Origin of the sequence: Proteus sp. GOKU (genome assembly GCF_015475555.1) — a bacterium.
GTDB lineage: Bacteria > Pseudomonadota > Gammaproteobacteria > Enterobacterales > Enterobacteriaceae > Proteus > Proteus mirabilis_B.
The window spans coordinates 1,764,787-1,777,597 of sequence record NZ_CP034105.1 but is presented as its reverse complement, the minus strand read 5'-3'; the positions used below and the strand labels follow the sequence as shown (position 1 = coordinate 1,777,597).

The 12,811-nt window shown below is 37.5% G+C and carries 15 protein-coding genes; 11 read left to right on the top strand and 4 right to left on the bottom strand.

Annotated features, from left to right (window positions below; all coding sequences use genetic code 11):
• Nucleotides 1–3: 3 nt before the first annotated feature.
• The 11 genes from sapB (at nt 4) to EHE21_RS08240 (ending at nt 8,410) form a co-directional block, all read left to right on the top strand.
• Nucleotides 4–969, top strand: coding sequence for a putrescine export ABC transporter permease SapB (sapB, locus tag EHE21_RS08290; RefSeq protein ID WP_088496042.1), 966 nt, complete (start codon nt 4–6; stop codon nt 967–969).
• Complete coding sequence (sapC, locus tag EHE21_RS08285) at nt 956–1,849, top strand: putrescine export ABC transporter permease SapC (protein WP_088495737.1); 894 nt, start codon at nt 956–958, stop codon at nt 1,847–1,849. Before sapB ends, sapC begins: the two co-directional genes overlap by 14 nt.
• Nucleotides 1,849–2,850, top strand: coding sequence for a putrescine export ABC transporter ATP-binding protein SapD (gene sapD / locus EHE21_RS08280; RefSeq protein ID WP_088495738.1), 1,002 nt, complete (start codon nt 1,849–1,851; stop codon nt 2,848–2,850). The genes sapC and sapD overlap by 1 nt, the downstream gene beginning before the upstream one ends.
• Nucleotides 2,840–3,649: a putrescine export ABC transporter ATP-binding protein SapF gene (gene sapF / locus EHE21_RS08275; RefSeq protein ID WP_023582326.1), complete on the top strand. Its 810-nt coding sequence runs from the start codon at nt 2,840–2,842 to the stop codon at nt 3,647–3,649. Before sapD ends, sapF begins: the two co-directional genes overlap by 11 nt.
• Before the next feature lie 207 nt (nt 3,650–3,856).
• Nucleotides 3,857–4,645 carry an enoyl-ACP reductase FabI gene (gene fabI, locus EHE21_RS08270; RefSeq protein ID WP_088495739.1) on the top strand — a complete coding sequence of 263 codons (789 nt, stop codon included), beginning with the start codon at nt 3,857–3,859 and terminating at the stop codon, nt 4,643–4,645.
• 243 nt (nt 4,646–4,888) lie between these two features.
• A complete protein-coding gene (locus EHE21_RS08265; RefSeq protein ID WP_194952380.1) occupies nt 4,889–5,593 on the top strand; it encodes a DUF3592 domain-containing protein in 705 nt (234 codons plus the stop codon).
• A 212-nt stretch (nt 5,594–5,805) separates the two neighbouring features.
• Complete coding sequence (gstA, locus tag EHE21_RS08260; protein ID WP_088495741.1) at nt 5,806–6,417, top strand: glutathione transferase GstA; 612 nt, start codon at nt 5,806–5,808, stop codon at nt 6,415–6,417.
• A 156-nt stretch (nt 6,418–6,573) separates the two neighbouring features.
• Entirely contained in the window at nt 6,574–6,876 is a 303-nt protein-coding gene (locus tag EHE21_RS08255; RefSeq protein WP_194952379.1) for a hypothetical protein, read from the top strand.
• A 2-nt stretch (nt 6,877–6,878) separates the two neighbouring features.
• Nucleotides 6,879–7,427, top strand: a complete 549-nt coding sequence (locus EHE21_RS08250; RefSeq protein ID WP_194952378.1) for a DUF4304 domain-containing protein — start codon at nt 6,879–6,881, stop codon at nt 7,425–7,427.
• Nucleotides 7,428–7,438: 11 nt separating this feature from the next.
• On the top strand, nt 7,439–7,897 hold the full coding sequence (locus EHE21_RS08245) for a hypothetical protein (protein WP_194952377.1): 459 nt from the start codon (nt 7,439–7,441) through the stop codon (nt 7,895–7,897).
• 21 nt (nt 7,898–7,918) lie between these two features.
• Complete coding sequence (locus EHE21_RS08240) at nt 7,919–8,410, top strand: SMI1/KNR4 family protein (RefSeq protein WP_194952376.1); 492 nt, start codon at nt 7,919–7,921, stop codon at nt 8,408–8,410.
• 109 nt (nt 8,411–8,519) lie between these two features.
• Here the strand turns inward: EHE21_RS08240 and pdxY are convergent, their stop codons facing one another.
• The 4 genes from pdxY to anmK form a co-directional block, all read right to left on the bottom strand.
• Nucleotides 8,520–9,389, bottom strand: coding sequence for a pyridoxal kinase PdxY (gene pdxY, locus EHE21_RS08235; RefSeq protein ID WP_088495743.1), 870 nt, complete (start codon nt 9,387–9,389; stop codon nt 8,520–8,522).
• Between the two features lie 122 nt (nt 9,390–9,511).
• Nucleotides 9,512–10,786, bottom strand: coding sequence for a tyrosine--tRNA ligase (gene tyrS / locus EHE21_RS08230; RefSeq protein ID WP_036913193.1), 1,275 nt, complete (start codon nt 10,784–10,786; stop codon nt 9,512–9,514).
• Nucleotides 10,787–10,918: 132 nt separating this feature from the next.
• Nucleotides 10,919–11,572, bottom strand: coding sequence for a pyridoxamine 5'-phosphate oxidase (gene pdxH, locus EHE21_RS08225; RefSeq protein WP_069369294.1), 654 nt, complete (start codon nt 11,570–11,572; stop codon nt 10,919–10,921).
• Nucleotides 11,573–11,615: 43 nt separating this feature from the next.
• A complete protein-coding gene (anmK, locus tag EHE21_RS08220) occupies nt 11,616–12,728 on the bottom strand; it encodes an anhydro-N-acetylmuramic acid kinase (RefSeq protein ID WP_194952375.1) in 1,113 nt (370 codons plus the stop codon).
• Between the last annotated feature and the right edge of the window lie 83 nt (nt 12,729–12,811).

Below are 12,811 nucleotides of genomic sequence, written 5' to 3'. Positions count from 1 at the left end.
TCCATGATTATTTATTCAATACGTCGATTACTTTTATTACTTGTGACACTGTTCTTCTTGTCGCTAGTGAGCTTCAGCCTAAGCTATTACACGCCCAATGCCCCATTAAGTGGCGCATCACTCACTGACGCCTACTTTTTTTATGCCCATAATATGATCCACTTTGATTTTGGTATTTCCTCTATCAATGGTGAGCCCATCAAAGCACAATTAGTGGAAGCACTTCCAGCAACCATGGAGCTTTGTACATTAGCCTTTCTTTTTGCCCTTATTGTAGGTATTCCTGCTGGTATTATTGCGGGGGTTTGGCGTAATAAATCCGCTGATATTATTATCAGTAACTTCGCACTCTTAGGTTTTTCTGTCCCTGTATTTGGACTTGCATTGCTGTTAACTCTTTTCTTCTCATTAAAATTAGGTTGGCTGCCTGTTTCAGGTCGTATTGATTTGCTTTATAACTTGCAACCTATTACTGGTATTGCATTAGTGGATGCATGGTTATCTGATTCACCTTATCGCCAACAAATGATCATTAACGTATTACAACATCTAATTTTACCCGTAATAACTCTGGCTATTGCACCAACCACTGAAGTTATTCGCTTAATGCGAAACAGTACGGAAGAAATTATGTCAGAGAACTACGTGAAGGCAGCCGCAACTCGAGGTCTCTCACGTTTTACAATTATTCGTCGCCATATTCTTCATAATGCTTTACCCCCTATCATCCCTAAATTAGGCTTACAGTTTTCCACCATGCTTACACTCACTATGGTGACAGAAATTGTATTTAACTGGCCAGGACTAGGTCGTTGGTTAGTCACAGCTATCCGCCAACAGGATTACTCTGCTATTTCAGCTGGCGTAATGTTGGTGGGTTCAATGGTCATTATCGTCAACGTCTTATCCGATATTGTGGGCGCAATGAGCAACCCAATGAAACACAAGGTGGGATATGCCTTTAGATAGCCAATTTTATAAAGAGAAAAAAACACCCACACCCGCAGCGGTGATTTGGCAATGTTTTTCTAAAGACGTTATCTCAATGGTAGGGTTTTATGGTGTTCTTTTTCTCTTAGCGCTCAGTATTATAGGCCCTTATATTGCGCCTTATGCGCTCGACCAACAGTTCTTTGGTCATCAACTAACGCCTCCGTCTTGGTATCAAAACGGCAATGTCTCCTATTTCTTTGGTACAGATGATTTAGGACGCGATGTATTTAGCCGAATTTTAATTGGTACCAGCATGACCTTTGGTGGTGCATTTATTGTCACTTTTGCAGCAACACTGATGGGATTAATAATCGGCTGTTTTGCAGGCATGACGCATGGCTTAAAATCCGCTGTTCTTAATCATATATTAGACACTTTGTTATCAATTCCATCCTTGCTACTCGCTATTATTGTTGTGGCTTTTGTAGGAACAAGTCTTGGTCATGCCATGATAGCAATTTGGTTGGCGTTGTTACCTCGTTTAGTCAGGATGATTTACTCCGCTGTTAATGATGAATTAAACAAAGAATATGTTATTGCTTCTCGACTTGATGGTGCATCGAATATTTCCATTTTATGGTACACAGTACTGCCTAATATCACGCCTGTATTGGTTTCTGAATTAACACGCGCATTCTCAATTGCTATTCTGGATATTACAGCATTAGGTTTTCTCAATTTAGGTGCTCAACTTCCTTCACCCGAATGGGGCGCGATGTTAGGTGATTCATTAGAGTTAATTTATGTTGCTCCTTGGACAGTCTTAATTCCGGGCGCCACTATTATGATAAGTGTTTTACTGGTGAACCTTTTAGGTGATGGTTTACAGCGTGCAATAAATGAGGGAGTTGAATAATGCCTTTATTAGATATACGCAATTTAACCATTGAATTTATGACTCCCGATGGCCCAGTAAAAGCGGTAGATCGTGTTTCTATTACCTTAAATGAAGGTGAAGTGAGAGGCCTTGTTGGTGAATCGGGATCAGGTAAAAGCTTAATTGCAAAAGCAATTTGTGGCGTTACGAAAGATAATATCAGTGTGACAGCCGATCGTTTCCGTTTTGATGATATCGACTTACTTAAATTATCACCAAGAGCACGACGTCGTGTCATTGGCCATAATGTCTCAATGATTTTCCAAGAGCCACAATCTTGTCTTGATCCTGCCACAAAAATTGAGCAACAACTTATACAGGCAATTCCCGGCTGGACGTTTAAAGGGCATTGGTGGCAACGCTTTCATTGGCGAAAACGCCGTGCAATTGAACTATTGCACCGTGTGGGTATTAAAGATCATAAAGACATTATGCGCAGTTACCCTTATGAATTAACTGAGGGTGAATGCCAAAAGGTGATGATTGCTATTGCTATTGCAAATCAACCTCGATTACTGATTGCGGATGAACCCACTAACGCAATGGAACCCGCAACACAAACCCAAATCTTTCGTTTACTGACTCGACTCAATCAAAATAACAATATGACCATTTTGTTGATTAGCCATGATTTGCAATGGATGAGTAAATTGGCGAATAAAATTACGGTTATGTATTGTGGGCAAACGGTCGAAACAGCATCTCCTGACGAGTTGTTAGTCACACCTTATCATCCTTATACTCAAGCGTTGATCCGCTCTATTCCCGATTTTACCAACTCATTGGCACATAAGAGCCGTTTAAATACATTACCCGGTGCAATCCCCTCACTTGAGCATTTACCAGTGGGTTGCCGTTTAGGGCCTCGTTGCCCTTATGCGCAGCGACAATGTATTGAAGCACCTCGGTTACGTTTATTTAAAAACCATGCCGTGGCTTGTCATTTTCCATTAAATGTGGAGCCAACTGATGTTCGATAAACTGCTTGAGGTAAAAAACCTATCAAAAACATTTCGCTATCGTACTGGATTATTTCGGCGTCAACAGTTGGAAGCCGTAAAACCTGTCAGTTTTACGCTAGAACCCAAACAAACTTTAGCCATTATTGGCGCTAATGGTTCAGGAAAATCTACACTCGCGAGAATGTTGTCAGGTGTGACTGAGCCTACGGGTGGTGATATTTTTATTAATGGGCATCAACTCACTTTTGGTGATTACCCTTATCGTAGTCAGCGAATTAGAATGATATTTCAAGATCCCACTAACTCATTAAATCCGCGCCAACGTATCGGTCAAACATTAGAGATCCCTTTACGCCTAAATACAGACTTAAGTGCGATTGAGCGTGAGAAACGAATTTATCAAACATTACGCCAAGTGGGTCTTTTACCTGAACATGCAAACTATTACCCTCATATGTTTGCATCAGGTCAGCGCCAACGAATTGCGCTTGCACGAGCATTGATATTGCAACCTCAAGTTATTATTGCCGATGAGGCAATAGCTTCACTGGATATGTCTTTACGCTCACAAATTATAAACTTGATGTTAGAACTGCAAGAGACTCATGATATTGCCTATATTTATGTGACACAAAACTTAGGCATGACAAAACATATTAGCGATAAAATTATTGTGATGGATAATGGTGAAGTCGTTGAACGTGGCAATACAGCAGAAGTTCTTGCATCGCCGTTACATGAAGTCACGAGGAGATTAGTCGCAAGTCACTTTGGTGAAGCCTTAACAGCAGAAGCTTGGCGTCAAGATTTGACTTAAGTGTAAACAATATAGGCATAATGTTGATTGCACATTATTTCACCCTTTTCCCTTAACTCCTCGGAGGTGCTAGGGAAATTAAACAAATTTACAAATGTCGTGGTAGAATCAGCCACGTTTATTAACAATAAGCGTGATAACCTAACAGATAAATAAAACTGTGAATGATGTTATTATCGCGATTTACGAAAAAACAAGGATACAGCTATGGGCTTTATGACCGGCAAACGCATTCTTATTACTGGTGTTGCTAGTAAATTATCAATTGCTTATGGTATTGCCAAAGCTATGCGTGACCAAGGTGCAGAACTTGCATTTACTTACCAAAATGAAAAACTGAAACCACGCGTTGAAGAGTTTGCAGCATCATTAGACTCAAATATCGTATTAGAGTGTGATGTGTCAAAAGACGAAAGCATCGATACTATGTATGCAGAACTTGCAAAAGTTTGGCCAAAATATGATGGTTTTGTTCACTCTATCGGTTTTGCTCCTGCTGACCAATTAGATGGCGACTACGTTAATGCAGTAACTCGTGAAGGCTTTAAAATTGCTCACGACATCAGTGCATACAGCTTCGTTGCAATGGCGAAAGCAAGCCGTGCAATGCTAAATCCAAATTCAGCGCTGTTAACTCTGACTTATTTAGGTGCTGAACGTGCAATCCCTAACTATAACGTTATGGGTCTGGCTAAAGCTTCTTTAGAAGCTAACGTTCGTTATATGGCAAATGCTATGGGTCCTGAAGGTATTCGTGTTAACGGTATCTCTGCTGGTCCAATCCGTACATTAGCGGCATCTGGTATTAAAGATTTCCGTAAAATGTTAAGCCATTGCGAGTCAGTCACTCCTCTGCGTCGCACTGTAACCACTGAAGATGTAGGTAATACAGCAGCATTCCTATGCTCTGACTTATCTGGTGGTATTACAGGTGAAATTGTTCACGTAGATGGTGGTTTCAGCATCGCTGCAATGAATGAATTAGAACTGAAATAATTCTGTTCTATAAATAATAGAAACCAGCCTCCTTGTTAAGGCTGGTTTTTTTATGTTGTTTCTACTGTTTTTACGCTTAACTCGATTTACTATCGAGTTTTTATCTAATATATCCCTTCTCCCTCTCATTTTTAATAATGCTACGTTTTAGATAAATTTCACTTTTGTTTTTTAGTTTATTCCTATAATCTTTTCTTTATATTAGCGATAAAATAATCACATATTAATAAAAGGATTTAATGTATGAAGAAATTTAAATTTCTGTTTTATATTTTTGCTCTTATTGGTGCGATTATTTTTCTTGTAGCTTTATTTGTTATTAAATCTGAATTAAATGTAGTAAGGAATGGAATAGAAACAACAGGTGTTGTTATTGACCAAAGTGTGAGTAAATCTTCTGATGGTGACTATTTTTATCACCCTATTATTCAGTTTAATACTGAAGATAATAGAGAAATAACGTTTCGTTCACCAGAAGGTGGTAGTCAGTCCCGCTTTTATCTTGGTGAAAAGATTAATGTTATTTATCTTCCAAATGATCCACAAAGAGCAACTATTAACAACTTTTTGGGCTTATATGGCGCTGGGACTATATTAAGTATTTTCGGATTAGTATTTGCATCAACTGGGCTTATCCCTTTGTATTTTATCAAAAGAAGAGCCACAAGGGATCAACGATTAAAACGTGATGGAATGCCTATTAATGTGAAAATTTCTGAAATTATTATCAATAGTAATATCAGTTTTAATCACCGTTCTCCCTATCAAATTATCGCTGATTATCACGATACACTAAACAATCGGTTAATTCGTTATAAGAGTGGTTATATCTTCTTTGATCCTACTCCTTATATTAATAGAGAGCTTGTTACAGTCTATGTTGATAAAAAGAACCCCAAAATTTATTACCTTGATATTTCATTCTTACCTTCGTTTGAAGAGTCGTAATAACATGCTCCTTATATATTATAAATATAAGGAGTATTTATTTCGTATATTTTCATCAATTAACAGCCTTGTTCACAGATTTACAAAAGCCTTTTTTATTCGCATCATTTGAGTTTGCTAATTTCTTAGAACCTTTTATCATCTTATATTAGTGAAGATATTCTGATATCTGTAAGCTAATTCACCACCTTATTGATAGGGAGCTATTCAACATGAAATTGTACTACACGCCAGGTAGTTGCTCGCTTTCCCCTCATATCGTTTTACGTGAAACAGGTTTAGATTTTTCAATAGAGCGCATCGATTTACGCGCTAAAAAAACAGAATCGGGGAAAGATTTTCTAACCATCAATCCAAAAGGCCAAGTCCCTGTCCTTCAATTAGATAATGGTGATATTTTGACTGAAGGTGTTGCAATTGTTCAATACCTTGCAGACTTAAAACCGGATAGAAATTTAATTGCACCACCAAAATCACTAGAACGTTACCATCAAATTGAGTGGTTAAACTTTCTCGCGAGTGAAGTGCATAAAGGCTATGGCCCACTATTTTCACCAGATACACCTGAAAGCTATGTACCTGTCGTTAAAACTAAATTAAAAAGTAAATTTGCTTATATTAATGATGTATTGAGCAAACAAAAATGTGCATGTGGTGAGCATTTTACGGTTATTGATGCCTATTTATTTACATTAAGCCAATGGGCACCGCATGTTGGTTTAGATTTAACTGATTTAACACATCTACAAGATTACTTAAAACGTATTGCACAACGCCCTAATGTGCATAGCGCACTGGTCACTGAAGGATTAATTAAAGAGTAATCTTTGATCCTTTTAAATTTAAATAGCTCAAGTAAAATCGATTTGCCTGAGCTATTCTCTTTTAAACGTATAGACAATAAATGTAGTTACCTAAAGTAATACCCTTTCACATCTATATCTAAGAAAATGATTAAGCCATAGCGAGTGAATAGATAAATGGAATTAAAATACATTGTAAAAATGGATAAAAAGCATACACGCTTTTTGTTAAAGGCAATCGAAGCAGTGAAACACAGTGATATCACTCATGCGAGAGGCTTTGAAATAGAAAACCTTTATATTGAGTTTGAAGACAAAATTCACACTCATAATGGGTACCAGTTTTATACGATCCATTTCTATCAACAAGAAATTACTCAAAACAATTGGATGGATGCAACAGCAGGTAACTCAGGTGGAATTAATGTTGATTTAGATATTAATACCTGTGAAGTGATCCGTATTTATGGTGAGCGATAGCGATGAATGAATTTAGCCAGTTTTTTGTTAAACAAGGTTTTATCAAAATCAATAATATTAATGTTTATCAATCATCTAACTTCTTTATCAAATCAGTAAACATACAGAGAAAAACAACGGGTGATAAATATTTTATTAACTTAGGTGTTTCTCCCATCATTCCTAATTTGTCCCCTTTTTCGAATAAAGAAATTGATGCATTAATTCGTTTTAGGATCCACCCTCAAGATGGTTTTAGTATCGATACAATTCATGATTATCACTTTATAGAAACACTATTTAAAACAAAGATAACCGATTATTTCGATCATTTTTCATCCGTTGATGAGATTTTTTCACCCATAACACCAATTATGATAGAAAAGGCTCTTCTACCTACTTATTTAACACATACAATAACCCAAACTTCCTTAAGCCATATCTGTGCGAAATATTGGTTAGCGAAAAATGATATTGATAAGGCTAAAGCATTTGCTCATTATGGATTAAGTAGAATAAGATTGGGCGGTGGAATAAAAAAAGTACTCAGGGAAATTACGTTACTGGAATAATAGGATATTACATGATCCAAATTTCAACTTATTTAAAAATAGAAGATGATTTTATTAATATCAATAACTATAATGGCCTATTAAAGGATACTTTCTATATTGATGGTGCCATAGAGTTATCTATTTATAATATTAAAATAATCGATATAAGCATGTGGGATTATGTTGACCAATTGTGGAGCTATCTAATTGAAGGTTTAGTTAAAATAAATGAAAATCAAGAATTTAAAACTAACTTTCCTGACCAACCTATTGAAATAAAATTTCAGCCTATCAATGACAATGTGCTTATTACTATCACTGCTAACGAATCCCATAAAGCTTTTATAAAAAAAGATCTGCTAATAAAAACAATGGCATTGCATGCACAAGAATTCTTTAATAAGTTGGTAACCTTTAAAGGCATTGTGCTTAATGATTATGCTATTGATTTTAAAAATATAGAAAACTTACTAAAAAAAGATATTTAATATGAAAATAAAGGAAAGATAATGAGTAATAATTTCGAATACTGTGAAAAAACGGTCTCTTTATTGGAAATAGAACAACTGGAAAATAATTTAAAATATAAACTCCCAAATTATTTTATTGAACATTATCTAAAATTTAATGGTGGGATACCTTTAAAAAGTTGGTGGTATTTTAACGAAGATATTGATCCTCTCGAAATTGCACAGTTTAAGTCCATTAAATATTATAATTTAACTTTAGGTAGTAGTACTTCATTAATTGATAATTGTTACTATTATATGATTGAAAGAAACGTTATTCCTCAAAACATTATCCCTTTTGCTATTGATTGGGGTGGGAATTTTTTCTGTATTAATCAAGATGATAATAGTATTCTATTTTACACAGTAGACTCTTTTAACGATGATCTAACACTTAAAGAAAACCATAAAAATGCTCAACTCTATTTAGCACCTTCATTTAATGTATTTATCAATAATCTAATGAGCGAAGAGGAAATAAACGGCTTATAATATTATTGCAGAAAACAATCACCTATCAATATATTATAACTACGCTCCCACAAAAAACGGAAACTATTAAGCCTCCGTTCTTATTTGAATTAAATGTGTTTTATTGCAATTAATCTATCTGTGTTGCACAGAATCTATGCGTTGGATGCACCATTTGATCTTGAGCAGCAACGAGTTGCAATTCGTACTCATTCATCTCTTTCGTTTTTAGCATCACTTCATAAACTGCCGCAGCGACGTGTTCTAATGCGGTTTGTAATTCAACACCTTTGAGTAAATCCACCAGCATTAAACCACTTGTTAAATCACCGACACCCACAGGCTGACGCTCACCAAAATCGACTAATGGACGACTAACATGCCAGCTATGTTCTGCGGTTACTAACAGCATTTCAAAGCGGTCATGACGATATCCAGCACGTGACAAGTGTTTTACTAATACAACCTTAGGGCCTTGTTTACACAATTCACGGGCAGCATTTACACACTCATCAACGTTATGAAGCGCTTTGCCGCCACTTAATGTTTCAAGTTCTAATAAATTAGGCGCGATGATATCACTGATAGGTAATGCTTCTTCACACAGCACACCTGAAACAGCAGGAGGAACTATACACCCTTTTTCAGGATGTCCCATTACAGGATCACAAAAATACCATGCATTAGGATTCGCTTGTTTTACTTTTTTAACGATATCAACAATACGCAAACCTTGTTCAGCCGATCCTAAATAACCACTTAGTACTGCATCACATTGTGAGAGTTTACCGATTGCGGCAATACCATCAACAATCTCAGTAATGTGCTCTGCTGACATCACACAGCCTGTCCATTTTTCTGGATATTGCGTGTGGTTTGAAAATTGCACTGTATTTAGAGGCCAAACATTCACCCCCATACGACGCATTGGAAACTCAGAGGCGCTGTTACCTGCATGACCGAAAACAACATGTGACTGAATAGAAAGTATATTTTTCATGACATAAACCGATTATTGTGAATACACACAACACCCAAGCTTTATCATCATAGGCGAGGTATATACGTTTATTTATTGTTATTAAGAAAAAGGGCAACTCACCGGCTGCCCTTTACTGTCAATTATTTCCAGATAACGAGGCAGTAATGTTTTTTACCGCGACGTAAAATGGAGTAATGACCAAATAAGAAATCTTTTTCTTCAAAGACGTATTCAGGATTATCTTGTTTTTCGCCATTAATTGAAACTGCGTTAGAGCCAATCATTGTACGAGCCTGACCACGAGAAGGAACTAATTCTGCGTTAACCAGTGCTTGTTGCAAATCACTGCCTTTTTCTAACTCAATTGTTGGCATACCGTCTTGTGCTAATTGTTCAAGGTCAGCTTGTGTTAAGTCTGCAATTGCACCAGAGAATAAGCTTTCTGTAATACGTTTAGCGGCGATTAAACCCTCTTCACCATGAACTAAACCAGTAACGAGTTCTGCTAATACACGTTGAGCACGAGGCGCTTGACCGCTGTTTTTATCTTCTTCTTCAAGTGCATTAATTTCTTCAATGCTCATAAATGTGAAGAATTTCAAGAAGCGATAAACGTCAGCATCTGCCGTATTGATCCAGAACTGGTAGAATTTGTATGGGCTGGTTTTCTTAGGATCTAACCAAACCGCACCGCCTTCTGTCTTACCGAATTTAGTTCCATCAGATTTAGTAATTAATGGTACGGTCATACCAAATACTTGTTTCTGATTGAAACGACGGGTTAAATCGATACCTGAAGTGATATTACCCCACTGATCAGAGCCACCGATTTGTAATTCAACACCTAAATGTGTATTTAATGACGCAAAGTCATAAGCTTGTAATAGGTTATAGGCGAATTCAGTAAAAGAGATCCCCACATCGTCACGGTTTAAACGTTGTTTAACCGCTTCTTTGTTGATCATTTGGTTCACAGAGAAGTGTTTACCGATATCACGCAGGAATGTCAGCACATCCATTTGACCAAACCAGTCATAGTTGTTTGCTAATTCCGCACTGTTTTCACCACTGTTGAAATCTAAGAAAGGTGACACTTGTTTACGAATTTTTTCTACCCATTCGTGAACAGTATCTTGGGTATTCAGTTTGCGCTCGGTGGCTTTAAAACTAGGATCACCAATTAGACCCGTTGCACCACCCACCAACGCCACAGGCTTATGCCCGGCTAGTTGGAATCGTTTTAAACACAGCAAAGGAACCAAATGCCCCAAGTGCAGGCTATCAGCGGTAGGATCGAAGCCACAATAGAGAGCGATAGGACCTTGCTCCAAACGCTCTACTAAAGCTGCCTCATCCGTGACCTGAGCGATTAGCCCACGCTCCTGCAATTGTGTGATTAGGTTCTTGCTAGACATCAATGACTCCATCGGTTTATTGTTTTTTGTCTATTTAAAATATAAGTGAAACATAAGTGGTATAGCATAAAGCGCCACTACATTAAGTACCAGTAGAAAAAGACTTTTTGAGGCAAATTTATTAACACACTATTAAGGTGCTAATCGCTCAATGTCCCATCCTTGTGGTGATTTTTGGTAGATAAAGCGATCGTGCAGACGATTTTCTCGTCCTTGCCAAAATTCAACAGAATCAAATGTCACACGATATCCACCCCAGAAACTCGGTAATGGCACTTCTCCATTTTGGAATTTCTGTTTTAATTCTAAGAACTTACTTTCTAACACGCCTCTTGCGGAAATGCGAGAAGACTGTTGAGAAGCCCAAGCTGCAATTTGACTATCTTTAGGGCGGCTATGGAAATATTTAATCACTTCAATAGGAGAAAGTTTTTCTGCTTTCCCTAAAAAGCAAACTTGTCTTTCTAAGGGATACCAAGGAAATAATAAACTGACTCGTTGATTGTGCTCTAAATGACTCGCCTTGCGACTGCCCAAGTTGGTGTAAAAGACTAAACCATGTTCATCGAAGTGTTTTAATAACACGATACGTTGATAAGGTTGCCCATTTTCATCAACTGTTGCGACACACATTGCAGTAGGATCACTCAAACGCGCTTCACAAGCCTGTTTTAGCCACTTTTCAAACAAAACTAATGGCTGTTCAGTTAACTCATGACGTCGTAGTCCACCATTCATATATTCACGGCGTAAATCTGCAACATCAATAAAATCAAGTTCTGTCATTTTTCACTCTCTCTTTTGAGAAACTGCGTTCAGCATATCACGCTTAACGAGGATTTGTAGGGTAAATCGCCCCTAAAACGGTTTCTCTTGATGCCCCTGTTACAGAAGGTAAATTCCCTGATTCATTTGCAATGGTGCGCGCAGCTAACCAAGCAAATGCTAACGCTTCCATGTCATCACCACTTAACCCATATTTATCCGTTGTCGCGACTTCTGTACCCGGTAATAGTGAAGCTAAACGATGCATAATTTGCCCATTTCGCGCTCCACCACCACAAACGAGTAAACGTTCACATCCACCGTTTAGTTGGATCTGTTGCACAATACTTATCGCGGTTAATTCAACCAGAGTTGCTTGTACATCTTCAGGAAAAACATTAGGCACTCTTGCTAAATGGTAATTTAACCATTGTGTATTGAAATATTCTCGCCCTGTACTTTTAGGGGCTGAACGCGAAAAGTAAGGATCCGAAAGCATATCTTGCAATAAAATTGGGTTTACAGTGCCAGTAGCAGCCCATTTACCATTATCATCATAAGGTGTTTGGTTATGGATCCAATTCCAGCTATCTAATAGCATATTTCCAGGGCCTGTATCGTAGCCTTTAACTGCAATACCAGGTAATAACAATGAAATATTGGCGATACCACCGATATTTAAAATAATACGTTTTTCAACAGAATGCCCTAATACAGCAAGATGAAAAGCGGGTACTAAAGGTGCGCCTTGTCCGCCGTAAGCAATATCTCTACGACGAAAATCACCCACTGTCGTAATTCCTGTTAATGCAGCAACACGGTTGTTGTCACCAATTTGCATAGTAAATGGCATATCACTTTCTGGCTCATGCCAAACGGTTTGTCCATGGCATCCTATCGCCGTAATATCACTCGCACTAAGTTTTACTTTTGCGAGTAACTCTATAATTGCTTGCGCATAAAGTTCGCCCAATTGGGCATCTAATAGGCCGATTTCATGCAAGGTAGTAGGTTGCCCTTGGCAAACAGCTAAAATTCGTTGGCGTAGATTTTGCGGGTAAGGCAGAAAGTGATTTTCTTGTTGTGCAACGAACTTATTATTGATTGCAGCTAATACAACATCAACACCATCTAAGCTTGTGCCAGACATCACGCCAATGTACCGCCCTGCTATCATGTTCTTTTCCTTATAATCAAGATGATGCAAATTTTTAACATATAATGTTATATTCTCTTTTTTCAGAAATCTCTTCTGTTTTT